Origin of the sequence: Viridibacillus arenosi, from assembly GCF_001955655.1 — a bacterium.
Classification (GTDB): Bacteria; Bacillota; Bacilli; order Bacillales_A; family Planococcaceae; genus Viridibacillus; species Viridibacillus arenosi.
Genome location: NZ_MSPW01000001.1, coordinates 425,442 through 450,171, shown reverse-complemented (window position 1 = coordinate 450,171; position 24,730 = coordinate 425,442). Strand labels below are relative to the sequence as shown.

The 24,730-nt window shown below is 35.1% G+C and carries 33 protein-coding genes and 1 pseudogene; 27 read left to right on the top strand and 7 right to left on the bottom strand.

The window, feature by feature from the left end:
• The first annotated feature begins 91 nt into the window (after window positions 1–91).
• The 7 genes from BK137_RS02190 to BK137_RS22170 all read left to right on the top strand — a co-directional run bounded on the left by BK137_RS02190 (window position 92) and on the right by BK137_RS22170 (window position 5,303).
• Window positions 92–496, top strand: coding sequence for a hypothetical protein (locus tag BK137_RS02190; RefSeq protein WP_038191060.1), 405 nt, complete (start codon window positions 92–94; stop codon window positions 494–496).
• 252 nt (window positions 497–748) lie between these two features.
• Entirely contained in the window at window positions 749–1,531 is a 783-nt protein-coding gene (locus BK137_RS02185) for a hypothetical protein (protein WP_038191046.1), read from the top strand.
• Window positions 1,519–2,988 carry a hypothetical protein gene (locus tag BK137_RS02180; protein WP_038191044.1) on the top strand — a complete coding sequence of 490 codons (1,470 nt, stop codon included), beginning with the start codon at window positions 1,519–1,521 and terminating at the stop codon, window positions 2,986–2,988. The genes BK137_RS02185 and BK137_RS02180 overlap by 13 nt, the downstream gene beginning before the upstream one ends.
• Before the next feature lie 6 nt (window positions 2,989–2,994).
• Complete coding sequence (locus tag BK137_RS02175; protein WP_038191042.1) at window positions 2,995–3,630, top strand: ABC transporter ATP-binding protein; 636 nt, start codon at window positions 2,995–2,997, stop codon at window positions 3,628–3,630.
• Between the two features lie 309 nt (window positions 3,631–3,939).
• A complete protein-coding gene (locus tag BK137_RS02170) occupies window positions 3,940–4,284 on the top strand; it encodes a hypothetical protein (protein WP_038191040.1) in 345 nt (114 codons plus the stop codon).
• A 538-nt stretch (window positions 4,285–4,822) separates the two neighbouring features.
• Window positions 4,823–5,008 (top strand): hypothetical protein, encoded by a 186-nt coding sequence (locus tag BK137_RS02165; protein ID WP_038191038.1) that lies wholly within the window; start codon window positions 4,823–4,825, stop codon window positions 5,006–5,008.
• Between the two features lie 121 nt (window positions 5,009–5,129).
• Window positions 5,130–5,303: a hypothetical protein gene (locus tag BK137_RS22170; RefSeq protein WP_155981215.1), complete on the top strand. Its 174-nt coding sequence runs from the start codon at window positions 5,130–5,132 to the stop codon at window positions 5,301–5,303.
• 171 nt (window positions 5,304–5,474) lie between these two features.
• On the opposite strand, the gene BK137_RS22165 is transcribed toward BK137_RS22170, so the two are convergent.
• Window positions 5,475–5,618 carry a hypothetical protein gene (locus tag BK137_RS22165; RefSeq protein ID WP_155981214.1) on the bottom strand — a complete coding sequence of 48 codons (144 nt, stop codon included), beginning with the start codon at window positions 5,616–5,618 and terminating at the stop codon, window positions 5,475–5,477.
• 152 nt (window positions 5,619–5,770) lie between these two features.
• Between BK137_RS22165 and BK137_RS02160 the strand changes: the two genes are divergently transcribed.
• Window positions 5,771–5,956: a hypothetical protein gene (locus BK137_RS02160; protein WP_038191036.1), complete on the top strand. Its 186-nt coding sequence runs from the start codon at window positions 5,771–5,773 to the stop codon at window positions 5,954–5,956.
• 184 nt (window positions 5,957–6,140) lie between these two features.
• Entirely contained in the window at window positions 6,141–6,257 is a 117-nt protein-coding gene (locus tag BK137_RS02155; protein WP_143690974.1) for a terminase small subunit, read from the top strand.
• A 79-nt stretch (window positions 6,258–6,336) separates the two neighbouring features.
• Here BK137_RS02155 and BK137_RS02150 read toward each other — a convergent pair whose 3' ends face one another.
• The 3 genes from BK137_RS02150 to lexA form a co-directional block, all read right to left on the bottom strand.
• The gene (locus tag BK137_RS02150) at window positions 6,337–6,780 is read right to left on the bottom strand and encodes a carboxymuconolactone decarboxylase family protein (protein ID WP_038191034.1); all 444 of its coding nucleotides are present in this window, start codon (window positions 6,778–6,780) and stop codon (window positions 6,337–6,339) included.
• A gap of 83 nt (window positions 6,781–6,863) precedes the next feature.
• The gene (locus tag BK137_RS22160) at window positions 6,864–7,037 is read right to left on the bottom strand and encodes a hypothetical protein (protein ID WP_155981213.1); all 174 of its coding nucleotides are present in this window, start codon (window positions 7,035–7,037) and stop codon (window positions 6,864–6,866) included.
• Window positions 7,038–7,386: 349 nt separating this feature from the next.
• Window positions 7,387–8,007: a transcriptional repressor LexA gene (lexA, locus tag BK137_RS02145; RefSeq protein ID WP_038191032.1), complete on the bottom strand. Its 621-nt coding sequence runs from the start codon at window positions 8,005–8,007 to the stop codon at window positions 7,387–7,389.
• 167 nt (window positions 8,008–8,174) lie between these two features.
• On the opposite strand from lexA, the gene yneA reads away from it, so the two are divergent.
• The 6 genes from yneA (at window position 8,175) to BK137_RS02115 (ending at window position 12,439) form a co-directional block, all read left to right on the top strand.
• Window positions 8,175–8,489 carry a cell division suppressor protein YneA gene (yneA, locus tag BK137_RS02140; RefSeq protein ID WP_038191020.1) on the top strand — a complete coding sequence of 105 codons (315 nt, stop codon included), beginning with the start codon at window positions 8,175–8,177 and terminating at the stop codon, window positions 8,487–8,489.
• Window positions 8,486–9,142: a YneB family resolvase-like protein gene (locus tag BK137_RS02135; RefSeq protein WP_038191017.1), complete on the top strand. Its 657-nt coding sequence runs from the start codon at window positions 8,486–8,488 to the stop codon at window positions 9,140–9,142. Before yneA ends, BK137_RS02135 begins: the two co-directional genes overlap by 4 nt.
• 66 nt (window positions 9,143–9,208) lie before the next feature.
• Window positions 9,209–9,445, top strand: coding sequence for a DUF896 domain-containing protein (locus BK137_RS02130; protein WP_038191014.1), 237 nt, complete (start codon window positions 9,209–9,211; stop codon window positions 9,443–9,445).
• A gap of 93 nt (window positions 9,446–9,538) precedes the next feature.
• Window positions 9,539–11,539: a transketolase gene (tkt, locus tag BK137_RS02125; RefSeq protein ID WP_038191011.1), complete on the top strand. Its 2,001-nt coding sequence runs from the start codon at window positions 9,539–9,541 to the stop codon at window positions 11,537–11,539.
• A 150-nt stretch (window positions 11,540–11,689) separates the two neighbouring features.
• Entirely contained in the window at window positions 11,690–12,124 is a 435-nt protein-coding gene (gene sirA / locus BK137_RS02120; protein WP_235175786.1) for a sporulation inhibitor of replication protein SirA, read from the top strand.
• A gap of 93 nt (window positions 12,125–12,217) precedes the next feature.
• Window positions 12,218–12,439 carry a YneF family protein gene (locus BK137_RS02115; protein WP_038191006.1) on the top strand — a complete coding sequence of 74 codons (222 nt, stop codon included), beginning with the start codon at window positions 12,218–12,220 and terminating at the stop codon, window positions 12,437–12,439.
• 10 nt (window positions 12,440–12,449) lie between these two features.
• Here the strand turns inward: BK137_RS02115 and BK137_RS02110 are convergent, their stop codons facing one another.
• Complete coding sequence (locus tag BK137_RS02110) at window positions 12,450–13,400, bottom strand: alpha/beta hydrolase (protein WP_038191004.1); 951 nt, start codon at window positions 13,398–13,400, stop codon at window positions 12,450–12,452.
• 13 nt (window positions 13,401–13,413) lie between these two features.
• On the bottom strand, window positions 13,414–14,310 hold the full coding sequence (locus tag BK137_RS02105; protein ID WP_038190991.1) for a hydroxymethylglutaryl-CoA lyase: 897 nt from the start codon (window positions 14,308–14,310) through the stop codon (window positions 13,414–13,416).
• An 82-nt stretch (window positions 14,311–14,392) separates the two neighbouring features.
• Between BK137_RS02105 and BK137_RS02100 the strand changes: the two genes are divergently transcribed.
• The 3 genes from BK137_RS02100 (at window position 14,393) to BK137_RS02090 (ending at window position 16,588) form a co-directional block, all read left to right on the top strand.
• A complete protein-coding gene (locus BK137_RS02100) occupies window positions 14,393–15,577 on the top strand; it encodes an acetyl-CoA C-acetyltransferase (protein WP_038190988.1) in 1,185 nt (394 codons plus the stop codon).
• 14 nt (window positions 15,578–15,591) lie between these two features.
• The gene (locus tag BK137_RS02095) at window positions 15,592–15,858 is read left to right on the top strand and encodes a YqkE family protein (RefSeq protein ID WP_038190985.1); all 267 of its coding nucleotides are present in this window, start codon (window positions 15,592–15,594) and stop codon (window positions 15,856–15,858) included.
• A 244-nt stretch (window positions 15,859–16,102) separates the two neighbouring features.
• Window positions 16,103–16,588 (top strand): HXXEE domain-containing protein, encoded by a 486-nt coding sequence (locus tag BK137_RS02090; protein WP_038190981.1) that lies wholly within the window; start codon window positions 16,103–16,105, stop codon window positions 16,586–16,588.
• A gap of 96 nt (window positions 16,589–16,684) precedes the next feature.
• Here the strand turns inward: BK137_RS02090 and BK137_RS02085 are convergent, their stop codons facing one another.
• Entirely contained in the window at window positions 16,685–17,581 is an 897-nt protein-coding gene (locus tag BK137_RS02085) for an aldo/keto reductase (RefSeq protein ID WP_038190979.1), read from the bottom strand.
• A 69-nt stretch (window positions 17,582–17,650) separates the two neighbouring features.
• On the opposite strand from BK137_RS02085, the gene BK137_RS02080 reads away from it, so the two are divergent.
• From BK137_RS02080 to spoIIAB, 9 genes and pseudogenes are all read left to right on the top strand, one after another.
• Entirely contained in the window at window positions 17,651–18,190 is a 540-nt protein-coding gene (locus BK137_RS02080) for an NUDIX domain-containing protein (RefSeq protein ID WP_038190976.1), read from the top strand.
• Window positions 18,191–18,252: 62 nt separating this feature from the next.
• Complete coding sequence (locus BK137_RS02075) at window positions 18,253–18,771, top strand: hypothetical protein (RefSeq protein ID WP_038190973.1); 519 nt, start codon at window positions 18,253–18,255, stop codon at window positions 18,769–18,771.
• Window positions 18,772–18,865: 94 nt separating this feature from the next.
• The gene (gene fur, locus BK137_RS02070; protein ID WP_038190970.1) at window positions 18,866–19,333 is read left to right on the top strand and encodes a ferric iron uptake transcriptional regulator; all 468 of its coding nucleotides are present in this window, start codon (window positions 18,866–18,868) and stop codon (window positions 19,331–19,333) included.
• A 75-nt stretch (window positions 19,334–19,408) separates the two neighbouring features.
• The gene (gene xerD, locus BK137_RS02065; RefSeq protein ID WP_038190968.1) at window positions 19,409–20,314 is read left to right on the top strand and encodes a site-specific tyrosine recombinase XerD; all 906 of its coding nucleotides are present in this window, start codon (window positions 19,409–19,411) and stop codon (window positions 20,312–20,314) included.
• Between the two features lie 85 nt (window positions 20,315–20,399).
• Complete coding sequence (gene deoB, locus BK137_RS02060; RefSeq protein WP_038190965.1) at window positions 20,400–21,584, top strand: phosphopentomutase; 1,185 nt, start codon at window positions 20,400–20,402, stop codon at window positions 21,582–21,584.
• Window positions 21,585–21,600: 16 nt separating this feature from the next.
• Window positions 21,601–22,905, top strand: coding sequence for a pyrimidine-nucleoside phosphorylase (locus BK137_RS02055; protein ID WP_038190962.1), 1,305 nt, complete (start codon window positions 21,601–21,603; stop codon window positions 22,903–22,905).
• Between the two features lie 441 nt (window positions 22,906–23,346).
• Window positions 23,347–23,448 (top strand): annotated as a pseudogene (locus BK137_RS22940) (hypothetical protein); the annotation flags it as partial.
• A gap of 489 nt (window positions 23,449–23,937) precedes the next feature.
• Window positions 23,938–24,291, top strand: coding sequence for an STAS domain-containing protein (locus BK137_RS02050; protein ID WP_038190959.1), 354 nt, complete (start codon window positions 23,938–23,940; stop codon window positions 24,289–24,291).
• The gene (spoIIAB, locus tag BK137_RS02045) at window positions 24,284–24,730 is read left to right on the top strand and encodes an anti-sigma F factor (RefSeq protein ID WP_038190956.1); all 447 of its coding nucleotides are present in this window, start codon (window positions 24,284–24,286) and stop codon (window positions 24,728–24,730) included. Before BK137_RS02050 ends, spoIIAB begins: the two co-directional genes overlap by 8 nt.

Below are 24,730 nucleotides of genomic sequence, written 5' to 3'. Positions count from 1 at the left end.
CTTATTGAACTAACGGAGCAGAATAGTTTAATAAGAAAATATAATCTTGAATGATTATCAGCAGTTCAATAAATTGAAAGGAGACTTAAGTTTGATTGATTATTTTGAACGTAAAATTAGATTAAGGGACTTTGAAGTGTGGGATGTTCAAATTGGGGGCCAACATTATGCTTTCGCCATTTTAGATGAATTTCGACCTGCCACATTAGATGATTTTGAAATTCCAGATTTAATTTATGAAGAAGATGACCAGCGTGTAAACTATGTCTCTGCTACATATTTCTCTGATAAACCTGTTAAAGATGAACATAGAGAAATACTCGGGGAATTTGCTCGGATGCTTACAGAACACTTAGCATTGTCACATTGTGAAGTAATTATTAAGATTTATCAAGAGAACCCTGAAAAAGCGATAGAACGAATGATGATAACGAAATACGGCTTCAAAGAATCAGATATGCCTTTAGATAAGTTAATGCATTTTAATCAAGAGTAGAGACCTTAAGCTCTTTTTCAATTAACGGGTGCTTTAGCAAAAGATTATAGAGCTGCATAGACAGCTTTTTTTTTATTGAACTAATGGGGCAGGTTAGTTCAATAAGGTTACACAAAAAATTCTAATTAATCTATCTTTTTTGTGGAGTTGATACTATTAATTAGGGAAACTTAGTGTTTACAGGTGTATTTTATAAAGTTACCATTATTTGAAGTGTTACTTATTTTAAGTCGAAAAATAGGGGAGAGAGAGATGTTAAAACAACAAATAGGGGTTGAATTTAAGCAAATATTTACGTTTAATAGGGTTCTAACTTGGTTTCTTATTATTACTTTACCTGTATGGATACAATACTTAATAATCCATGATGGCTATTCCTTCACTGACAATATCGATCTCTACGGGCGTTTGCTCAACGGTATTGGTGCAATGATTTTCCCGATTTTAGTATTATTCGTTTTTGCGGATACAATAATTCATGAAAGAAATAATAATTATTTAACATATACCAAGATAAGAATAGATTTTAATACATATTTGAACGCTAAAATCATGGTAAATGCACTTCTTTCATTTGGGGTTTCATTTTTATATGCGTTTTTACCGTTCCTGTTCGCTCAATATATAAACCCTCAAGTTACATTTATCTCTAAAGTTGGGGTTAGTGGGAATTTGCATGGTACGGTAACTTTCGATCAATTATTAGTTTTCGGGCCTTTTGTGTATGGATTCATATACTCCCTCTGGGTAGGTATCAATGGAGTTTTATATGCTACTTTACCTTTAATCTTATGCCTGATCTTAGATAATTCATTTGTTGCTTTATCGATACCATTTGTATGGTATCAAGGTATGAGCTTTGTCTCTGCGGTGTTAGGTATTTCAAAGTTTGCACCATTATATACAGTTTTCCCGTACTCTATAATGCAACAAAAATTATGGACTGTATTTGTACCATTTACGATTTTATTAATAACTGCGATAGTGAGTTATGTATATCTTAAGAAAAGGAATTCGACAGAATGGTCATTTTGAGAAGTCTTATTAATGAGTTGCTGCAGTTAAGATGGATTATATTGGGTTTTGTTATTTTTATCTTTTGTTTTGGAATTAGAAAAACAATTATCGAAAGTAATGCATCCGTTAATGCTTGGGATCTGCTAATTACATTATTAAGTGATGTTAACTTGATTATTTATTTCGTATTACCATTCCTCTTATATTTCAATGTGACTTTTTTAGTAAAGGACTTTGAATATCATTTATTGATCAGATTAGGCTCATATAAAAAGTGGGTACTCATGGCTTCTAAGAAAATTTTAATGTTTTTAGCTTTGACGATTATCGTTTGGTTATTAGTTGCATTCATCATGACTATAGGGTTCCCCTTTGCAAACGAATGGAGTTCAGGAAGTAACTTACTTGAACCTACTGCTATTATGAGACAGTATTTTGATTTCCCTATTCTTGCTCTTATATATCAAATAGGTATGTTCTTTATTACGACATTAATTATTTTAGCTTCGGTTACTACTATATATGTCTTTCTTCAGTCGTGGAGATGGATAAGCTTCGTTGTTGCCATTTTATATATATTTTCTTTTGTTTCCTGGAAGCTTTTCCCTGAGAACTTAGCGAAATTGTCTTTATCAAACTATGTCGCTATGTTTCAAACATTAAATCTTTGGAAAACCACATTCACTATCCCTTTAATCGCAATCTTTTCGCTCGGATTAATCTATTTAGCCTTGCAATTTAAAGATGGAAAACAAATAGTCAGCTTTACTGCTTTTCAGACGGGCATCGCCGTATATCTTTCTGTATTAGTATTAGGAACTTACTTTATGGCAGACAGCCGAAGTAATACTGTAATTGATCTATTTCTCCTTAATTTTTTCGGTACATCATCTGCGGGTTATACTCTCTTGTCGTATATGTATTACATAGTAGTATTCTTCGGCTTTTTATATCTGGCACAAGTCTATTTAGCAAGAGAATTTTCAGAGTTGAGCTACTACAAAATTATTCGCTACACCTCTATGTTTAAATGGATGGGCGAATGGTTCCGTAATATTTTATTAATGGCAATAATGTATTTGATTTTTATATTTATTTTGACTTTAACAGTGGCATATTTTAAAGGCATGGAATTTTCTTTACGAGTGACAGTAGTGGAAGATATGAACTTTGCTTCTCTGCTATATCACTTTTTTATCAATGGCCTTCTACAAATAAGCATTTACCTTCTGCTGTTGATTACGTTACAAATAGTTTTAAAAAGCAGTTCAACCAATTTGGTTACAATAGGCATCTTTATAGCATTATTATTCCCTGGTTATAAATACATTCCAGTGGGTTTAAATGGGTACAGCCATTTGATATATGGCACATCACCAATGACTATATCATTGTATTTGATCCTCATAGTTTTGGTTGAAGGGATATGTATATTTTATTTGCTTAACAAAAAATATGTATTTGAGGGAGTATGACTATATATGAGCCTAATTGAAGTAAGAAATGTCCAAAAGTCCTATAAGGGCTTAACTATATTTCAAGATATAGATTTAACTATTGAAAAAGGAAAAATATACGGAATTGTAGGTCCTAACGGCTCTGGAAAATCTGTATTATTTAAGTTGATTTGTGGATTTGTTAGACCCGATCACGGTGAAATATTAATCGGAGGAGAATATTTACATAAGGATATTACTTTTCCAAAGAACTTTGGAATCATAATTGATAGGCCAGGATATCTAGGAAATAAAACGGGTTTTGGAAATCTAAAATCTCTGGCCATGATACAGAATAAAATTGATGATGAGCAAATCATTAAAACAATGAACTTAGTTGGACTTCAGCCTACAGCTGAACAGAAAGTACGGAAGTATTCATTAGGTATGAAGCAGAAGCTGGCTTTAGCACAAGCCTTCATGGAAAATCAAGAAGTGTTAATATTAGATGAACCATTTAATGCTTTAGATTTTGAAAGTGTAGAAAAATTACGTAGTCTCTTACTTAATTTTAAAAAGGAAGGGAAAACAATTATTATGACCAGTCATAATCAAGAGGATATCGATCTTCTTTGTGATGAAGTCTATAGAATAAATAAATTCAAGTTAGAAGAGTTGTAATAGTAATCTTATTATGGATTCTGAAAATTAATCTGAGGCTTCAATTAGAAGGATTAACTTCTGAAAACTGTATGGAAATAGAGTACCGTTCTCAAATAGCAATTAATTATGAGGGTTTAAAACATGATGAAGATTTTTATGCAGACACTATATGAATTGAAGTCAGACATTGAAGAAGCGTTAAAAGCGGTACTAAATTAAATAACTTAGGATAATGTCTCGTTCAACTAAAGGGGCAGGTTGGTTAAAGAAGAAAAATCTTTATAAAGATAACTGGTGTATAATTGGAAAATATAGGGGGGTGGACTGATGGATGATGTAATTGGTTATGTAGTAGTTATCTTATTAATTATCGGTTTCACATACGGCTTATTTAAACAAGTTCAACATACTTTACCTATCCAAAAAACTAATAGACCAGATGTATCTAATTACAGAAGGTTGTTATTCGGCACTTATTTAACGTGTGCTTCATTTTTTGGTTTTCTCGTTTCTTATATATTAAACGTTTTAGTTGCGATGCAAGTTATCCAGTTAAATTTACTTACAAGTGATAATACAGGTTTTAGTTGTTTTGTATTTTTACTGATTCTTTTGATTGCTAAATTCGGCATTATTCCTAAAAATTGTAGCCGAAACGAGTTATTAAATTGATAAAAGGTTAAATTATGTTTAATTAATTTGACTCTTAAACTAACAGGGGCTTTAGTTGAAGAAGAGCTACTAAATTTACAAAACTAGATTTAAGTGTGTTAAAATAAATAAAAATAAATAACCGCTTACGAGAACAACTCGGAGCACTGAATTTACGCAATTACTGTGTTTATTTGATGCTCCTTTTTTATTTATCTAAAAGGGGCGATATATATGGATAACTGGGCTGATAATTTACTTACAGAATCTAAAGAAGGTAGAAATGCGCTGCACTAAATGAAAGCTAATTTACATGAAGCTAACTTTGAAGATGAAACGCAGATCAACAGCATGATTGAAAGCATGACGTTTGCTATGGACTGGATGGAGACGGGAAGACAACCAGATACATACAACGGGGTTGATGAGTGTAATGTGATAGATTAGTAATATGTCTTATTAGCGCTAAAGTGATAGAATAATCTGAAAATAGTCTATATGTAATGACTTTAGGTATTCCCATTTGTGCTATAATTAGCTCTAAGAGAGTTGGGTGCTTATGGAAGAAAATATAAATAAAGCATTGTCAGATGAGCATAATAAGAAGTGTCGAAAATTAATTGAGTTAGCTAAGAAAGAATTGAAGTTAATCGATAATAACGAATTAACCGAATTAGAAAAGATTAGAGAAGAAAAGATTAAACTACAACAAGAAATCAAAATAATAGAACAAATGTTATTTTAAAAACAAAGTCACATCTAACCGGTGTGGCTTTTTTATGTCTGTAAACTTAATAATTTTATCAAATATGCATTACAGACTTGCAGTCTTATCCAACTTATAATTGTTGTGGGTGGTGGTAGAAATGGATGATCAAAAAATGAATGATTTAATTTTAAATGCTGTAGAAGAAAAAGGGGGCATCACAGTAGTATTTTCAGCAGTAACATCATTAGCGGGACTTCTACATGATAAAGGATTAATAAATTACGATGAGTTTGCTATAGCATTTCTAGAAAATTTAGAAGATAAAGGTTGATGAGTTTAAACATCCTTCGGGGTGTTTTTATTTTGCTCTGACACAAACGAATGCCTAGTTGTCCAAATTCCCTTATTGGATGGAGTTCGTTTGTTTGAGGGTGAAGTGCGCCAAATAAAAAAACCACTATAAAGTGGCAAATGATTAAAAACTATTATCTCTAGTATAGTTTTAGTAATCGCATGCCCATGCAGTACCTAACCATACGCAATTTACTCCTAAAGTAGAGGTATCAGTAGTAGTTGCGGAAGCAGATGCAGATGTTGCACCGAAAAGTGCTGCAGCAAATAGAAGCATTCCTAGTTTCTTTTTCATATCAATCACCTCCCTTATTAGTATTATACTTAATAATTTAGAAAAATATATAATAAATTGATTATTCTGTTTATTCGTAATATATAGATTACTAAATATGTAATATATTTACTTTTAGCAATTACTTATAGTGGTTGTGGGTGGTGAGAAATATGGAATGGATTAAACAGTTGTCAAGCGAATCTGTACTAGCGTTAATTGAAGAAGTGGAAGCGAGCATTCAACACTACTCTCAAGAAACGATTGATGCGGCTCAGAAACAAATTGATTTAGAAACAATAAGGAAAGTCCTTAGTTTTTCTCATGAGAAATGGGTTATTGATGATATGGAAAAATAGGAGGGATTAGTTGAATACTACAGACGAATTCACAAAGGTAAAAACATATATAAAGAAACATCCTGATTACAATGATTCTGATATTCAACGGGTTGATTATGAAAGGTTATATTTACACATATAAATTACTGGTTCAATTGGAGAAAGATAATAATTAAGCAATTAGCATAATGAGGTGAGGCGATTGGGCGTACTTACAATTAAACAACAATCATTTGCAGATTTCTATATTGAGTTAGGAAATGCAACAGAGGCTTATTTAAAGGAGTATCCTAATGTAAAAGAAAAAATTATGAAATAAGGGGGAGTTTGAAAGTTGGAAATTGGTTGATGTGAAGGGAATGAAAAAACGAACACCTTAAGGTGCTCGTTGAGAGGGATTATTTTTCGGTTGCTATATTTCCCATTGCAATAGAAATTCTATTCCAACTGTTGATTTGATTGATGATTAGCACAAGGTCAACGTATTCTCTATCGTTATACAGTTCACGAACTCGCTTATACAGATCTTCAGGAACTCTTTTAGTAGGGATTAAAGTAATATGTTCAGATAGTTCTAGAGCAACTTTTTCTTCAAGTGTATAAAAAGTACATTCATTCCAAGCATTTAAACAATAAATTCGTTGTTCCGTTTCACCCATCTTACGAGCATCGGAAGTATGAGTATCTATACAAAAAGCACAACCGTTAATTTGTGAAACTCTAATTTTGATAAGTTCTCTAGTAGTTCGATTAATAGTAGACTTTTTGGTGTACTTCTCCATATCCATCATGATTTTCAAACCATCAGGTGCAACAGTATAATAGGGAACTCTTTGACTCATAAGACAAAACTCCTTTGATTTTTAAGATACGTCAATTATAACTTTATACGAATATTTGTACTATTAATTAGATTGTATAGTATTCAAATTAATTGGAATTTAAAATGTAATAAGCCTTCTGGCAAAAGTACGAGATCAATCAATAATCCATCAACAAAACGGTTACTGTGGTGAGATGACATGGAACTACGTACAAGATGCAGCCGACCATCGAAGTCGAAGAAATTCGTAGAGAATGGCATTGGTCCTGTAAGCACGGTTCCACCACATTATAAATCGAGCTAAAAATAAAGTTTTGGAACTTATTGGATACTTTTTTGTAATACGTTGTCATCCGAAGCCTGCATTTATGAGGGGATAATAGGGGGCATCTTTAAACCGCACCTATCTCACTTAACCTTTAACCTAAAAGAATAAAAAAACAGACCGACCGACCCAAGAAGATAAATTCCAAACTTATACTTAGCTAAGATGGAATGTGAAATAAAGGTATTTCGTTAGATGGAATGTGCGATTATACAAATAATATATTATGTTTATGTATATAAAAAAAGATTGCAAGAATCAAAAAATTCATTGATTATTGCAATCTGATATTATTGTCATTTATAAAACGTTACGATACAAACCAACTACTTTTCCTAAAATGGAAACTCGATCTACAATAATTGGTTCCATAGAAGAGTTTTCTGGCTGTAAGCGGAAATAAGATTCCTCTTTAAAAAATCGTTTTACAGTTGCTTCATTGTCCTCTGTCATCGCTACAACAATTTCGCCATTACTCGCGGTTGCTTGTTGTTTCACGATTACATAGTCTCCATCTAATATACCAGCTTCGATCATAGATTCACCCATAATTTCAAGCATGAAAATTTGATCTTCAGTTGTTCCATAAGAATCTGGGATAGGGAAGTATTCTTCGATATTCTCAATTGCAGTAATAGGAAGGCCTGCAGTAACTTTACCAACTAGTGGTACATGTACAACACCTTGTTTTGCGATTGTAGAATCTTGTTGATCTAAAATTTCGATTGCACGAGGTTTCGTTGGATCTCGTCGAATCAGTCCTTTGCTCTCAAGTCTAGCAAGATGTCCGTGGACTGTAGAACTTGATGCAAGACCAACTGCTTCACCAATCTCACGGACGGAAGGTGGGTATCCTTTAGTGCGAACTTCCTCTTTGATGAAAGACAATATATCTTCTTGTCTTTTCGATACTTTTTTCAATCCAATCACCTCTTTATCTCATACTATGTAAAAGTTATTAATAGTATAGCATTAGCGAACAAACAATGCAAACATAAGTTCGAAAAAACCGTTGACAAAAACAAACGTTCGGTTTATATTGAGAACATACATTCCGAACAGGTATTCGAAAAAAGGGGAGAATAAGTGTGAGTTGGTTCAAAAAAAATCAATACATTACATTGCTTTTTGGATTTTGCGTAATGTTTACAACAGTTTTAGTGGTTGCAAATAGTGGGAATACATCATATAAAGAAATTAAAGTTCATGATGGAGATACTTTAATTTCTCTTGCAGATAGATATAAAGGTAAAATGGCTGATCATGAATGGATAGCTAAGGTTAAAAATGAAAATAATTTAATTGACGATACTATTTATGCGGGGCATACTCTAATAGTTCCGGAACATGATAATATAAAAGTTCCAAATATAGGAGTAGAAGTGGCGAGTGATAAAAAATGAAACAAAAAATAGCAATACTCTATTGCCGTGTAAGTACCGAAAAAGATACACAAGATACTTCGCTTGAAAGGCAAGAGATTGAGTTAAGGGAATTTGCAACGAGTAAAGGATATGAAGTTGCACAAGTCTTTTCAGATCGACATAGCGGATATGATATTGATCGGGAAGGTTTACTTGATCTACTTGAGTGTGTGAAGGAATATGAACAACCGGCACTATTTGTTCAAGATGAGACGCGCTTAGGGCGTGGAAATGGCCGAATGGCGGTACTTCATTTACTGCAAAAAACGAATACAGATATTTTTACATTAAGTGATGCAGGTCACGTCCGGCTAAATGAGATGGATGCTATGTTGCTAGAAATACTAGCGATAGTTGAAGAGTATCAACGTAAATTACATAATGCGAAAATCCGTAGAGGGATGAGACGAGCTGTACAGAACGGATATAGACCAGAAAAGAATTTAAAAGATCGAGGGAATCCTGAGGGACGAGATCGCATAGATGTCCCGATTGAACAAATTATTCAACTTAGACAAAAAGGTATGACATTTGAAGAAATTACAGATACTTTGAGAGGATTGGGCTTTCAAGTTAGTAAAGCGACAATTCATCGAAGATTTATGGAATTAAAGGAGAAAAATAAAGACTAAAAGCTTGCGCTTGCGGTCTTTTTTGCATACCTTTGTATTAAGGTCTGTATGAAAGGTGAGAAATAAATGTTATCAAAAGAAAAATTACAACGTATAAGTGAACTTTCGAAAAAATCAAAGTCACAAGGTTTAACTGTAGAAGAAGCAAAAGAACAAACAACACTTCGTAAAGAGTATTTAGACACATTCCGATCTTCGATGCGTGAGACGATTGAAAATGTCCGTGTTTTCGACCCGGAGGGAAATGAAGTAACGCCTGAAAAGTTACGTCAAAAACAAAATAAGAATAATCGATTAAATTAAACACATATTTATAGAGAAAACATTGTTTTATATAAGAATGTTGACTAAAATATAATAGTACACTATTTAGCTTAAGAAAGGATGTCTATTAAAATGACTCAACAAGCAGATCAGCTTGCAATTAACACTATTCGAACTTTGTCAATTGATGCTATTGAAAAAGCTAATTCAGGTCACCCAGGATTACCGATGGGGGCTGCTCCAATGGCTTATACTCTTTGGACAAAACAACTTCGTCACAATCCTTCAAACCCTAAATGGTTTAACCGCGATCGCTTTATTTTATCAGCAGGTCATGGCTCTATGCTTTTGTATAGCCTATTACACTTAGGTGGATATGATTTACCAATGGAAGAAATCAAAAGTTTCCGTCAATGGGATTCAAAAACACCTGGTCACCCAGAATATGGTCATACAGCTGGAGTTGAAGCAACAACTGGACCACTAGGCCAAGGTATTGCAATGGCTGTCGGTATGGCAATGGCGGAAAGTCACCTTGCAGGCGTTTATAACAAGCCGGAACATGAAGTAGTAGATCATTATACATTTGCACTTTGTGGTGATGGAGATTTGATGGAAGGTGTTGCTGCTGAGGCAATTTCTTTAGCTGGTCACTTACAACTTGAAAAACTGATAGTGCTATATGATAGCAATGACATTTCGTTAGATGGCGATTTAAATAAATCATTCTCTGAAAATATTCAAAAACGTTTTGGATCATATAACTGGAACTACATTCATGTAGCTGATGGTAATGATATTGAAGCAATAAATACGGCTATTGAACAAGCCAAAGCACATAAAGGCCAACCTACTATTATTGAAGTAAAAACAGTTATTGGCTACGGTTCACCAAACAAATCAGGTAAATCTGACTCACACGGTTCGCCACTAGGTGCTGATGAAGTGAAACTTACTAAAGAACACTACTCATGGCCTCATGATCCATTCCATGTACCAGAAGAGGTATATGCGACATTCAAACAAGCAGCTGAAGTTCAAGGAACACTTGCAGAAGCTACTTGGAATGAACAATTTGAAACATACAAAAAAGCATATCCTGCTCTTGCAGAACAGTTTGTAAATGCGATGAATGGGGAACTTCCTGAAGATTTCGCATCTGCAGTACCTGTTTATGAAGCAGGTAAATCTATTGCTACACGTTCGTCTTCTGGTGAAGTAATCAATGCACTTGCAAAAAACACCCCTTCATTCTTCGGAGGAAGTGCGGATTTAGCTGGATCAAATAAAACATACATGAAAGATGCTGGCGATTTCACAGCAGAAACTCCAGAAGGTCGTAACATTTGGTTCGGTGTTCGTGAATTTGCTATGGGTGCAGCTCTAAATGGAATGGCACTTCATGGTGGTGTAAACGTCTTTGGTGGTACATTCTTCGTCTTCAGTGACTATGTACGTCCAGCAATTCGTCTATCTGCATTAATGGGACTACCTGTAACGTATGTATTTACGCATGACAGTATCGCTGTTGGTGAAGATGGTCCAACGCATGAACCTGTTGAACATTTAGCTGCATTACGTTCTATGCCAAATCTTTCTGTTATTCGTCCTGCTGATGCAAACGAATCTGCTGAAGCTTGGAAATTAGCCGTTTCGTCTAAAAACCAACCAACAGTATTAGTACTTTCTCGTCAAAACTTACCAGTGTCTGAACACTCAGCTTCACTTGCAGCTGAAGGTGTTTCAAAAGGCGCTTATGTTGTTTCAAAAGCAACTAAAGAAGTAGCGGATGCACTAATTTTAGCAACTGGCTCAGAAGTTAGCCTTGCTATAGAAGCTCAAAAGCAACTAGCAGCTGAAGGTATCGATGTATCGGTTGTTTCTATGCCATCATTCGATCGTTTTGAAGCTCAAGATGCAGCATATAAAGAAGCGGTATTACCAAAAACAATTACAAAACGTTTAGCAATTGAAATGGGTTCATCATTCGGCTGGCATAAATATACTGGCTTCGAAGGTGATGTTCTAGCAATTGATAAATTTGGTGCAAGTGCGCCAGGTGAAATTGTTATGAAAGAATATGGCTTTACTGTAGAAAATGTTGTTTCAAAAGTAAAAGCATTATTTGCTTAAAAAAATAGCGATAATATTGAAAAGTAGAGGATTTTTTCCTCTACTTTTTCTTTTTTGACAAATAAAGTGCTTTAAATCGGACGTCAATTGACAAAATGTTCTTGCAATCTTTGCTATACTGTTTACAAGAGAGGAGTGGTAATCTTGCGAATGTACTCAATCTTTCATGTGAAAAAGAAACATCAGGCTTTTGTTTATGGTAGAGAACGTTTACTATTCGATTTAATTCAATCCTCAAATTCGTATGAGCATGCAATACATCCGACGCAAGAGATCTCCTATTTATGTGAGCCTTTGGATATGATGGAAATTGAACTAATCATTCAACAACAATTAGGTAATAGCTTTTCAGGCATTCAAACGAAGGATCACCAAATCTTTTTGATGAATGAATTTAAAGGGGAAATCCAAATTGATATTTTTCCTTATTACATAGCTGTTGTCTGTGTTGGGTCACGCATGCTAGAGTTAGACTTATTTGCAACATTGTCAAAATTAAGTGATTGCTTTATCGGATTTAATAAAGATGAAATGGAATGTGGTTGGTTAAAACCACTTAAATTCCATTCTCACGAAAGACGATAAATCTTGTCAAACAGTAGTATGTAGTGGTTTTTTATTGTATAATCCTTGTTGGAGATAGTTTTCTCGCATAAGAAACTTGGAGGAGGAAAACCAGTGAATACTACGTTATGGATTATACTTGTTATCGTGGCATTAATAGCAGGAGTAGCTATCGGTTTCTTTGTTGCCCGTCAATATATGATGAAATACTTAAAAGACAACCCACCTATTAACGAACAGATGCTACGAGTAATGATGTCTCAAATGGGACGTAAACCGTCTGAAAAACAAATCAAACAAATGATGAACTCAATGAATAAATTAAGCGGTAAATAAAAAATAGCACTCAATTGAGTGCTATTTTTTTGTCTTTGTCTTTAAAGACAAACTCTTTTAAAAAGTCTGCGACCAACATTTCATAGGCTTCAGGGTTCATATTAAAGGATTGTGCATGAGGACCTACATCAAAAAGCTTTAACTTTTTAGGGCCAGGCTTTAAGCTATACATTTCAATTGTCATTTCAGGTAAGATGAAGTCATCTGGAAGGCTATGAATAAACAGTACTGGCTTTTCAATTTTAGTTACAGCCTCTTTAGGTGAAATGCTCTTTAAAGAGTATCCATCACGCATCCTTAAGAAGATACCAGCAAGTTTAATTGCTATGCTGTTACGTAGTGGTGTTTGTTTCATCATTAAGTAGTATAATTGCTCTGAAAAATCGGAAAAGGCGCAATCGGAAATGTAGAAGTCGGCTTCGTCTTCTAATGTACCTGCGTATAATAATGTAGTAGCAGCGCCCATAGATTCTCCTTGTACACCAATTATACCTTCACCACCTAGCTTCTGCTTTAAAGTTTTCATAACTGCTTGTAAATCATATTTTTCGTAATGTCCGTAACTTGTTGTTTTGCCACCAGAGTCACCATGTCTACGATGATCATAAACGACTGAGTTAAAGCCTAAGCGCTCGAAAAGACGAGCGTATTTTACGGAATTAATTTTATTTTCCGTAACACCATGGCAAATAATAATCGTATTATTTGTTTGCAAAGGCTGGAAGTGGATGGCTTTAATTGAATAGCCATTCGGGGAATCAACCCACATCTCTTCCTTATTTACATGCTCAAACCAAACTTCGTCAAAACGCTTTGCTTCCTTTTCTCGTTGTAATATGAAGGCTGCATCTTTGTTCTTCATATACATAATTCGACTTGAAAACAAGTATCCGAGAATGGCTGTAATGGCGCCAAGTGTACCCGAAATAAGCCCGAAAATCCAAAGCACACGTTTTTTCATGATCATCACTCCTCTACTTTTGCTTAAAGAGCCGGAATTGACCACTATCAATTGTTCCGGATATTAAAGGTTCGACAATTTTTGCTGCTTCGCAAATTTTTTCGACATCAATCCCTGTGTGAACTCCTATACTTTCTAGCATATGTACAACATCTTCTGTTGCAACATTTCCTGTAGCACCTTTTGCAAAAGGACAACCTCCAAGACCACCCGCTGATGTATCAAATCGGTCCACACCAGCTTGTAATGCAGCATATATATTTGCTAGAGCCATTTTTCGCGTATCGTGAAAATGGGCAGTCAAAAGTAAGTTAGGTAATTCTTCTTTCAAAAGCTTAAATAGGGTATAACTTTCTACCGGATTAGCCATGCCAATAGTATCTGCAACACTTAGCTCATCCACACCCCAACTCGCAAATACTTTACATAAAGAAATTGTGTCTTTAACTTCAATTTTCCCTTCATATGGACAATAAAAAGCTGTTGAAATACATGCGCGTACAAATTTTCCTTGCTCTTTCAGTTTTGCCACGACAGGTGCTAAACTATCCATGGCTTCGTCAGTATTTTTATTAATATTTTTTTTATTAAATGTATGACTAACACCAACAAAAACGGCAATGGCATCTGCACCGTTCTCCATCGCACGCTCCACACCTGTAGCATTCGGTGCTAAGACAAATTGTCTACCTACTTTAGCAGTGTTCTTAACAATATTTTCTGCATCAGCCATTTGTGGCACCCATTTAGGTGAGACAAAAGAAGTTAACTCCATTTCTGTAATGCCGGCATCTTGCAAGCATTTAATGAATTTGAGTTTCTCATTAGTCTCAATTAAGTTTTTTTCATTTTGTAATCCATCTCTTGGACCTACCTCGATAATTGTCGCATTATTTGGTAAACTGAACATAACATCCCCTCCTATATTCCATTGTAAGGAAGGGATGTACATATTAGCAAATAAATTCGTACTTAAACAAGGGGGAATAATTATGACAACTGAAGTTGTTATTGTAAGTGCTGTACGTACAGCAATTGGGAGTTTCCAAGGCGCGTTAAAGGATGTACCTGCAACAAAACTTGGTGCAATTGTTATAAAAGAAGCGCTGTCAAAGGTAGGGGTGCCTTTTGAACAAGTAGATGAAGTGATTATGGGTAATGTATTACAAGCTGGTCTAGGTCAAAATCCAGCTCGTCAAGCAGCTATATTTGCAGGACTTCCAAAAGAGGTACCTGCCTTAACTATAAATAAAGTTTGTGGATCAGGTCTTAAAGCTGTTCATTTAGCAACACAAGCCATTATTGCAGGCGATGCAGATATCATTGTCGCAGGCGGGATGGAAAATATGAGCCAAGCACCATATTTATTGAATAACGCACGTGATGGCTTCCGTATGGGCGATCAGAAGGTGATTGATAGTATGATTACTGATGGCTTATGGTGTGCATTTAATGACTATCATATGGGAATTACAGCTGAAAATTTATGTGACCAATATGCAATTTCTCGTGAAGAGCAAGACAGCTTCTCAGCTCGTTCCCAAGAAAGAGCGACAACAGCAAAAGAAGCGGGGAAATTTAAAGAAGAGATTGTTGCAGTAGAAATTCCTCAACGTAAGGGTGAACCAGTCGTATTTGATACAGATGAATATGTAAAGCCGGGAACTTCAGCTGAAAAGTTAGGAAAGCTACGACCTGCATTTAAAAAAGAAGGATCTGTGACAGCGGGAAATGCTTCTGGTATTAATGACGGTGCAGCCGCACTTGTAGTAATGTCAAAAGCTAAAGCCGATGAGTTGGGCATTAATTCAATTGCAACAGTTGTTTCAAACGCATGTGTAGGTGTAGATCCAGCTGTAATGGGAAGTGGTCCTGTTAGGGCGGTGCAAAAAGTCTTAACGAAAGGGCAACTAGAGTTAGGACAAATTGACTTGATTGAAGCGAATGAAGCATTCGCAGCTCAGTCAATTGCAGTTGATCGAGAATTGCATTTTGACCATGAGAAGTTAAATGTCAATGGGGGTGCAATTGCTTTAGGTCACCCAATTGGTGCAAGTGGTGCTAGAATACTAGTAACACTACTTCACGAAATGGAGAAGCGAGATGTTAAAACGGGTCTTGCTACACTCTGTATAGGTGGAGGGCAAGGTGTTGCAACAATCGTAAAAAGAACGTAAGAAGGAGATTGACCATGGCTAAAAAGAAAAAACAACAAAGACAACAACCAGCACAACAACAATCCGCAAAAAGTGAGGCACTAACATTAAAAGACCAACTTAATGGTGATGTGTTAGAGAAACTAAAACTTGCTAAAAAAGACCTTGTTGCAAAAGAACAAGCAGCACAGGATGAACGCGAGGCAAAGTTAGCATTTGAACGTAAACAACGTGAGAAGAACAAATCGTTTGCAGAGTTATTGAATGAGTACGGAGATAAGGGCTCAAAGTTTAATAGTTAACAAAAGACATAGTTGGATTGCTTAAAGCGGCATTGTACAAATGAATTATGGAAGTTTCATAATTTAACTATATAAAAAGGTCATTGTAGTGCGTTATAGAAGGTAGTTTTGAAAGATTTCTTTCAGAGCTACCTTTTATTCTGTACCAACATATGGTGAAATTTCACACTAAATGTTTAGTATAATAATTCTTTTTTTTTACATTGATAACTTATAAATAGCTTGAGAATAATAGGGGTGAAGTATGGAAGTTTCTAAAATTAAATTACTTATATGGATTTTTCCTCTTGTTTTTTTAATTCATGATTTGGAGGAAATCGCAACCATTGAAAATTTCACTATGAAATTCCCCTTTTCCGTTTCTACTGAGGAATTTATTATCGCATTTATTTTATTATGGATTATCGTAGTGATTGGCTGTGTGAAAGCGGCTAATAATAAACGATTTATCGGAATACTGCCCATAAAATTCTTTGCCTTATTAGTCGCTGGTGTATTCCTTGCGAATGGAATAGGGCATGTTGTGCAAAGTATAATCTTAAAAAAATATGTACCTGGTGTCATTACCGCTGTTGCCATCTTAATACCATTTTGTCTATTTAGTATTAGAAAGCTATTATTAGAAAATTTAATCACACCTAAGCAGGTGGGAGTGTATTTACTAGTTGGTTTCATATTACAGACCCCATTTGCACTAATCGCGCTACTAATTGCAAAATTCATAGTATAAGTTTATAAGGATTGTTAAAAATAAGTAAAATATATAGTTAGTGTCATTTTGTTGTAAAAAAAGAAGGATTCGTGATGTTGAATCCTTCTAGTAAAATTATCGATGTGCGTTATACGTATCTATTTTTGTTAGTTTCTCTAGTTCTTTAGCATAAATCGGTGCTGCATTATTGTAAGCTGAAATTGTTGCTTCCAATTGTTCTTTTGAACTTGCTCCAATCACTGCAGATGCTACAATAGGTGATTGTAATACATAAGCAAGTGCTGCTGCATGTACATCTTTTGTATTGTTTGCTACTTCTTCTAGAGTAGCTTGAAGTTCATATTGACTATAAGTTTGGTACCCATCTAATTTTGCTAAGCGGTCTGACCATTCATTTGTTAGTAAACCTTTTGCTAAAGAGCCACGTGTCACAATAGATGCGTTATTAACTTTTAGCACATCAAACCATTCTTCAGGTCTGCGGTCTAGCAAGCTATATTGCATCATGACAGATACTGCATCGCTTTTTGGTAAAAATTCCTTAATAACATTTGGGCGGATTGATGAAATACCGTATGCCCGAATGATACCTTCTTTTTTTAATTGATCAAATGCTTCGGTTATTTCATCCCAAGGGTCACCAATTGTTCCACCGTGTAGTTGGTATAAGTCAATATAATCTGTTTGTAAGCGACGCAAACTTTCTTTTACTTGATGTTCGATATTTTTCTTTGAAGGGTCCCAGTGCCATCCTTCTCCGTCCTTGTCCCAAACATTGCCCACTTTAGTAGCTAGTATAATATCTTGTCGTTTTCCATTTAGTGCCTTACCGACAAGTTCCTCATTGATGCCCTTATCATATAGATCCGCGGTATCAAAATAGGTAATACCATGATCTACCGCCGAATCTACTATCCATTTAGCAGTTTTTTCATCAGTTGGTAGAGACATACAACCAAGGCCGATTTCTGAAATAATTAAATCACTATTACCTAATTTTCTACTCTTCAAAAATATCACTCCTCATATGATAATGGTACAATGATTAATAACAAAAGCACAACGGAGAGGGTTATAATCATGAAAAAATTTGAAGAAAAAACGACTAGTTCTAAAAAAATTTTTGAGGGTCGAGTTATTTCAGTCAAAGTGGATGAAGTCATATTACCAAATGGCAACACATCAACTAGAGAATTAGTAACTCATCCAGGAGCAGTAGCAATTATTCCTATAACAAACGAAGGTAAAATTGTTCTTGTGGAGCAATATCGTAAACCTTTAGAGCGTAGTATTATCGAAATTCCCGCTGGTAAATTAGAAAAAGGTGAGAAACCTGAGTATACAGCTATCCGCGAGTTAGAAGAAGAAACAGGGTATGGCTCGAAAAACTTCACGTTTGTTCAATCTTTTGCCACATCTCCAGGCTTTGCAGATGAAGTTATTCATATATATGTTGCGAGAGATTTATATAGAATTGAGAATCCTGCTGGTCTAGATGAGGATGAATTTGTCGAATTATTAGAAGTTACGTTAGAAGAAGCTGAACAAATGATTCGTGAAGAAAGAATTTATGATGCTAAAACAGTGTTTGCAATTATGTGGATGAAAAATATCTTGTAAAATAAGTTATGAAATAGGTCGGGACAAGCATAGGTTGTACGAAGTAAAGGAAGGTGACCTATATGAACCGATCATTTCAAATTATTTACTTTTTCTTAATTATTGCAATTGGCTTTATCGGAGGAATTTTACTGTTGCAACTTTCTACTGTTGAACAAGCAGAATGGCTCATTCGTAAAATGGATAGTAGGGTACTCCTACAAGGGAAGCCGTCAATTTGGCAATCTTTATTGCCAGTTGTCATTCCATTTGCTATTGTTTCGTTGCTCGCATCTCATAATTATTTAAGACATGTGGCGAGGGTTGTTGTTGTATTAAAATCGGCATTTTTTGGATACAGTGCAGGTTATTTAATAGACACACAAAACGCATTTTGGTCATATGCTGCATGGTGGTTTCCTTTTCAATTGCTTTACAGTATAGTATTAATGGTATTTTGCATAGTACTTGTACCTGAACCAGTTTATGCTGTCAGGAAGAAGTTACCGATTTTACCCCGTGTAATAGTAGTTCTCATAGCCACTCTAGTAATTTTAGGGGGCGAATTGCTTGCAATTCACTTTATCTATAAATTAAAATAACTATCAAATAATAATTATTATAATTATAATCAATTCAATCTTGTAATGAGAATTGACTTTTTGGTATAATGAAAGAAGTTTAGGGGGGCGTCGTATGGAAAGCCGTATTGATCGAATAAAAAAACAATTACATGGTGCGAGCTACAAACTGACGCCGCAGCGTGAAGCGACAGTAAGAGTGCTTTTAGAGAATGAGGAAGATCACCTGAGTGCTGAGGATGTTTATTTACTCGTTAAAGAAAAAGCACCAGAAATCGGACTTGCAACAGTGTATCGAACATTGGAGCTTTTAACGGAGCTTAAAATCGTCGATAAAATCAATTTCGGCGATGGTGTATCTCGTTATGATTTACGTCAAGAAGGAGCTGCTCACTTTCATCATCACCTCGTTTGTATCGAATGTGGTGCTGTTGATGAAATTCAAGAGGATTTACTTGAAGACGTTGAAGCAGTCGTTGAAAAAAGATGGAATTTTATTATTAAAGACCATAGATTAACATTTCACGGTATTTGCTGGCGCTGTCATGTTAAAGAGTCAGATAACAATAGCAATCAATCATAAGTTTATAGCTTACAAACAAAGGATGGCGGAGGTGCTGTCCTTTTTTATTTACCTATTTTTAAGGAGGGAACCAAAATGAACCAAGATGTACTAGATGCAATCCAAGATTATTTACACTTTTTACGCGTTGAACGCCAGCTTTCTGATAATACATTACAATCATATAAAAGAGATATCACTGCTTATACTAAGAATATTTTTGTAAGTCAAGGTGTACAATATTTTGATGATATAGACAGAGTGAATATATTACATCATTTGCAAATGTTAAAAACATCAGGGAAGTCTGCACGAACTATTTCAAGACATATTTCATCAATCCGTTCATTCCATCAATTTTTGTTAAGAGAAAAAAGAGCTAGTGGGGATCCGACAGTGCATTTAGAAATGCCGAAGTTAGAGAAAAAATTACCAAAAATTTTATCGATTGAAGAAATTGATAACTTAATAGCCATGCCCAATCTTGCAAAACCTCAAGGAATTCGCGATCAAACGATGCTTGAGTTGTTATATGCAAGTGGTATGCGAATAAGTGAGTGTATTGCACTGAATTTAGAAGATGTTCATACTACAATGGGCTTCGTACGAGTCTTTGGTAAAGGTGGTAAAGAACGTATTATTCCACTTGGACGAAAAGCTTTAGAAGCATGCTTGGCATATTTAGAAAAGGGAAGACCAATACTAGAAGATAAGCTACATAAATCAGAGGCTTTTTTTATCAACCAAAGGGGAGATCGCTTAACACGACAATTTTGTTGGAAATTAATGAAGGATTATGCAGAGAAAGCGGGTATAGATAAAGAAATCACACCACATATTTTACGTCATTCTTTTGCGACGCATTTAATTGAAAATGGTGCTGATTTACGTGCAGTTCAAGAACTGCTTGGACATGCTGATATTTCAACAACTCAAATTTACACACATATTAGTAAGACGCGATTATCGGAAGTATATAAGCAGTTCCACCCACGTGCATAAAAAAAAATTTTAAATGTCAGAGGTCTGACATTTATTTTTTCGTATAGTTTGGTAAAATGAATGTAAAGATAAAGGAGGAACACAAATGAACACAAAACCATTTAAACGCATTCACTTAATCGTTATGGATTCAGTAGGTATTGGAGAAGCACCTGATGCTGAAAAGTTCGGTGATGTAGGTGCAGATACATTAGGTCATATTGCAGAAAAAATGAATGGCTTAACTATGCCCAATATGGGGGAATTAGGTTTATCAAATATCCGTGAGTTACCTGGTATTACTCCAGTCGAAAAACCTGCAGCTTATTTCGGCAAAATGCAAGAAGCTTCAGTTGGGAAAGATACAATGACAGGACACTGGGAAATTATGGGTTTAAATATTGATAAACCGTTCAAAGTGTATCCTGAAGGCTTCCCACAAACTTTAATCGAGCAATTAGAAGAACGTACTGGTCGCAAAGTACTTTGTAACAAGCCAGCAAGTGGTACGCAAGTGATTGACGATTACGGTAAAGAGCATATGGAAACCGGCGCTATTATCGTCTATACATCTGCTGATCCAGTATTACAAATCGCGGCACATGAAGAAATTGTTCCATTAGATGAATTGTATAAAATATGTGAAATCGCTCGCGAATTGACTTTACAACCTGAATATTTAGTAGGCCGTGTAATTGCTCGTCCTTTCATTGGAACTCCAGGTAACTTTGAACGTACATCGAATCGTCATGATTATGCGTTAAAACCATTTGGACGTACAGTGATGAATGAATTAAAAGATGCTAGTTTTGATGTCATTGCTTTAGGTAAAATTTCAGATATCTTTAACAATGAAGGTGTAACAGAAGCAATCCGTACAAAGGATAATACAGATGGTATGGACAAGGTATCACAAGTTGTACGTAAGGATTTCCATGGTTTATCATTTTTAAACTTAGTTGACTTTGATGCAGCTTATGGTCACCGTAGAGATCCAATTGGATATGGTGAAGCGTTAGAAGAATTTGACCGTCGTTTACCAGAAGTTTTGGAAGCGTTATCGGAAGATGATCTGTTAATAATAACAGCTGACCATGGAAATGATCCAACTTTCCCTGGAAGTGATCATACACGTGAATATGTGCCATTAATCGCTTATTCACCACGCTTTAAAGAAGGTCATGAATTACCATTAAGACTTACATTTGCTGATATTGGTGCAACAGTTGCAGAAAACTTCAATGTGAAATTACCGGAATTTGGCACAAGCTTCTTATCAAATTTAAAATAAGTGAGGGAGTAATAAAATGCGAATAGTTGATATTATTGAAAAAAAACGTGATGGTGGAGAATTAACTACGGAAGAGATTCGCTTTTTCGTAGAAGGATATACAAACGGTTCAATTCCAGATTATCAAGCAAGTAGTTTATTGATGGCTATTTATTTTAAAGATATGAACGATCGTGAACGTGCAGATTTAACAATGGCAATGGTTGAATCAGGAGATCAGATTGATCTATCTAAAATCGAAGGTATTAAAGTTGATAAGCATTCGACTGGTGGCGTTGGTGACACAACAACGTTAGTATTAGGCCCTTTAGTAGCAGCTGTCGGTGTTCCTGTTGCTAAAATGAGTGGACGAGGTTTAGGGCATACAGGAGGCACTATTGATAAATTAGAGGCTATTGAAGGCTTCCATGTTGAATTGACGACAGAGCAATTTATTGAGCAAGTAAATGACATTAAATTAGCCGTTATTGGTCAAACTGGTAACTTAACACCTGCTGACAAAAAACTATACGCTCTAAGAGATGTGACAGCAACAGTAAGTAGCATCCCTTTAATCGCGAGCTCAATTATGAGTAAAAAAATTGCCGCAGGTGCAGATGCTATTGTACTTGATGTAAAAACGGGTGAAGGTGCCTTCATGAAGACTGTTGAGGATGCTAAGAATTTAGCACATGCAATGGTCCAAATCGGCAATAATGTCGGTCGTAACACAATGGCTATTATTTCTGATATGAGCCAACCGCTTGGTTTTGCGATTGGTAATGCATTAGAAGTAAAAGAAGCAATTGATACTTTAAGAGGAGAAGGTCCGGAAGATTTAACGGAGCTTTGCTTAACACTTGGTAGTCAAATGGTGGTTCTAGGTGGTCACGCGAAAACAATTGAAGAAGCGCGTGAACAATTACTTGAAGTTATCAAAAATGGTAGCGCATTAGAAATCTTCAAACAATTTATTGAAGGTCAAGGTGGTAACCCTGCAGTTGTGGATGATACTTCATTGTTGCCTCAAGCTCAATATACTTTCGAAGTACCAGCAAAAGAAGATGGCTTTGTATCATTTATCGAAGCTGATGAAGTTGGAACAGCTGCAATGATTTTAGGCGCAGGTCGTGCTACGAAAGAATCGACTATCGACTTAGCTGTTGGTTTAATGCTACGCAAAAAAGTTGGCGATAAAGTAACGAAAGGTGAGTCTCTCGTAACAATTTATGCAAACCAAGAAGATGTCTCTTCAGTGATTGATAAAATCTATTCACATATTAAAATTTCCAAAGAAGCACCTCAAGCACCGAAATTAATCGAGGCTATCATAACAGAATAATTTTTTAAGAGCTGGTACTCATTTAATTGAGTACCAGCTTTTTTTGTTGATTAAATGTTGAAAAAAATAAATTTTGTGGTGGTGGAAGAATGCGTTTACTGAAAGAATAACTAGGCTGTTTTCTCTAAGGGTATTGTTAATCAAATCATAAGGTTCAAAATAAAAAAATAGATAATCTACAAGATGTGAACTGCCATTATCTATTTGACAGAGTGCAGTCCACTTTTGTCTTATAATTTTCATTTATTCTATTGAAAAAAATTTACATTTCATTCAATGTAAATTTTTCTAAGAACATGTATGCCATCTTGTTTTTCTTTTTGATATCCTTGCTCCAGTCTTTCAACTTTGCAACATGTACAATATCAGTTTTGTTAATTAGACATCAAATTATTCTCTCAAAATATTATTCTGCTATGTTCAATGATTCACAAGCGCATATCAGGTATTGGCCGTGAAACTTACAAATCAATATTGGATGCATACACACAAACTAAAAACATCTTTATTAACACGAAAGAAGATGTAGATGGGTTGTACTAAATAACGAATGTTAGCTAAGATCATTAGATTCCTTGCTAAATAAATAGGATTTTAGTGCAACAAAATATTAAATTAGGACTACACATTTATCTATATGTGTAGTCCTTTTAATATCAACTATTAAAATCATCTAACCTAAATATAATCATCTCGTATATTAACTTTTTTATGTTTTAACAGAAATAACAATCTTTTAGAAAACAGCCAAAAACTAAAATACTGTGAAATGAGATCTATATTAAAAAAGATCACATTACTTGTTGACCTAATTTCTTGATTTTCTCCATTTTCCACCATTCAATTTTGTTTTTATAAAAATAGAGATTTTTTTTGATTAAAATTTCCTCGAATCTCCAATACTTATGGATAAAGATGACATCCATTTACTGTCGATTTAGTTCTAAATTTAGAAGGTTTCTTCTTAAATTGTCATGCAGAAGGATAACGCAAAACAAATGTGGAATATGCTTGTGAAAAGGAGGTATGACTATGCAACAACTAATTCAAATGACAGTGGATGGCATTGCCGTTATTCGTTTACAAGGTGATTTAGACCATCACGCTGCAAACCGTATTCGAGAAGACATTTCACAAGCAATATACCAAGGTAGCGTTCACGCAATTGTTTGGAACTTAGGTGACCTACAGTTTATGGATAGCGCTGGCATTGGTTTAATTTTAGGAAGAATGCGTGATTTAGCGCCAATCAATGGACAAACAGTCATCTTAAATCCGTCTGCTACAATGCAGAAAATATTCCAGTTTTCAGGATTGTCCAAATATATTTGGCAAGGTACAGAAGATGAAGTAATTCGAACTTTAGGGGGGATTTTGAATGGATAATGAAATGACTTTATCGTTTTTAGCGGTCAGTGAAAATGAAGCACTAGCGCGTATGGCGATGACGAGTTTCATGACAGTGCTAGATCCAACGATTGAGGAATTGTCTGAGGTAAAAACTGTCATTTCAGAAGCGGTTACAAATGCAATTATTCATGGCTATGAGGAAAATCGCACAGGCATTGTAACTGTTTATGCTACTCGTGTTGATAGAGAAGTAACAGTGACGATTTCAGATCAAGGATGTGGAATTGAAGACGTACAGCAAGCAATGGAACCTTTATATACGACAAAGCAACAAATGGATCGCTCTGGCATGGGCTTTACAATTATGGAAAGCTTCACGGATCAGTTATCTGTTAAGTCCGAACGCGGGAAAGGGACAACGGTCACCTTCAAGAAGCAATTTCAACCAGTAGGTTCACCGTTTGCCGCTAGGTGA

What these genes read in the sequence shown, in the direction of transcription:
- BK137_RS02185 (WP_038191046.1), top strand. Translation starts at nt 749, where the DNA reads ATGTTAAAACAACAAATAGGGGTTGAATTTAAGCAAATATTTACGTTT.
- BK137_RS02180 (WP_038191044.1), top strand. Translation starts at nt 1,519, where the DNA reads ATGGTCATTTTGAGAAGTCTTATTAATGAGTTGCTGCAGTTAAGATGG.
- BK137_RS02175 (WP_038191042.1), top strand. Translation starts at nt 2,995, where the DNA reads ATGAGCCTAATTGAAGTAAGAAATGTCCAAAAGTCCTATAAGGGCTTA.
- BK137_RS02170 (WP_038191040.1), top strand. Translation starts at nt 3,940, where the DNA reads ATGGATGATGTAATTGGTTATGTAGTAGTTATCTTATTAATTATCGGT.
- BK137_RS02165 (WP_038191038.1), top strand. Translation starts at nt 4,823, where the DNA reads ATGGAAGAAAATATAAATAAAGCATTGTCAGATGAGCATAATAAGAAG.
- BK137_RS22170 (WP_155981215.1), top strand. Translation starts at nt 5,130, where the DNA reads ATGGATGATCAAAAAATGAATGATTTAATTTTAAATGCTGTAGAAGAA.
- BK137_RS22165 (WP_155981214.1), bottom strand. Translation starts at nt 5,618, where the DNA reads ATGAAAAAGAAACTAGGAATGCTTCTATTTGCTGCAGCACTTTTCGGT.
- BK137_RS02160 (WP_038191036.1), top strand. Translation starts at nt 5,771, where the DNA reads ATGGAATGGATTAAACAGTTGTCAAGCGAATCTGTACTAGCGTTAATT.
- BK137_RS02150 (WP_038191034.1), bottom strand. Translation starts at nt 6,780, where the DNA reads ATGAGTCAAAGAGTTCCCTATTATACTGTTGCACCTGATGGTTTGAAA.
- BK137_RS02135 (WP_038191017.1), top strand. Translation starts at nt 8,486, where the DNA reads ATGAAACAAAAAATAGCAATACTCTATTGCCGTGTAAGTACCGAAAAA.
- BK137_RS02130 (WP_038191014.1), top strand. Translation starts at nt 9,209, where the DNA reads ATGTTATCAAAAGAAAAATTACAACGTATAAGTGAACTTTCGAAAAAA.
- tkt (WP_038191011.1), top strand. Translation starts at nt 9,539, where the DNA reads ATGACTCAACAAGCAGATCAGCTTGCAATTAACACTATTCGAACTTTG.
- sirA (WP_235175786.1), top strand. Translation starts at nt 11,690, where the DNA reads ATGTACTCAATCTTTCATGTGAAAAAGAAACATCAGGCTTTTGTTTAT.
- BK137_RS02110 (WP_038191004.1), bottom strand. Translation starts at nt 13,400, where the DNA reads ATGAAAAAACGTGTGCTTTGGATTTTCGGGCTTATTTCGGGTACACTT.
- BK137_RS02105 (WP_038190991.1), bottom strand. Translation starts at nt 14,310, where the DNA reads ATGTTCAGTTTACCAAATAATGCGACAATTATCGAGGTAGGTCCAAGA.
- BK137_RS02100 (WP_038190988.1), top strand. Translation starts at nt 14,393, where the DNA reads ATGACAACTGAAGTTGTTATTGTAAGTGCTGTACGTACAGCAATTGGG.
- BK137_RS02095 (WP_038190985.1), top strand. Translation starts at nt 15,592, where the DNA reads ATGGCTAAAAAGAAAAAACAACAAAGACAACAACCAGCACAACAACAA.
- BK137_RS02090 (WP_038190981.1), top strand. Translation starts at nt 16,103, where the DNA reads ATGGAAGTTTCTAAAATTAAATTACTTATATGGATTTTTCCTCTTGTT.
- BK137_RS02080 (WP_038190976.1), top strand. Translation starts at nt 17,651, where the DNA reads ATGAAAAAATTTGAAGAAAAAACGACTAGTTCTAAAAAAATTTTTGAG.
- BK137_RS02075 (WP_038190973.1), top strand. Translation starts at nt 18,253, where the DNA reads ATGAACCGATCATTTCAAATTATTTACTTTTTCTTAATTATTGCAATT.
- fur (WP_038190970.1), top strand. Translation starts at nt 18,866, where the DNA reads ATGGAAAGCCGTATTGATCGAATAAAAAAACAATTACATGGTGCGAGC.
- xerD (WP_038190968.1), top strand. Translation starts at nt 19,409, where the DNA reads ATGAACCAAGATGTACTAGATGCAATCCAAGATTATTTACACTTTTTA.
- deoB (WP_038190965.1), top strand. Translation starts at nt 20,400, where the DNA reads ATGAACACAAAACCATTTAAACGCATTCACTTAATCGTTATGGATTCA.
- BK137_RS02055 (WP_038190962.1), top strand. Translation starts at nt 21,601, where the DNA reads ATGCGAATAGTTGATATTATTGAAAAAAAACGTGATGGTGGAGAATTA.
- BK137_RS02050 (WP_038190959.1), top strand. Translation starts at nt 23,938, where the DNA reads ATGCAACAACTAATTCAAATGACAGTGGATGGCATTGCCGTTATTCGT.
- spoIIAB (WP_038190956.1), top strand. Translation starts at nt 24,284, where the DNA reads ATGGATAATGAAATGACTTTATCGTTTTTAGCGGTCAGTGAAAATGAA.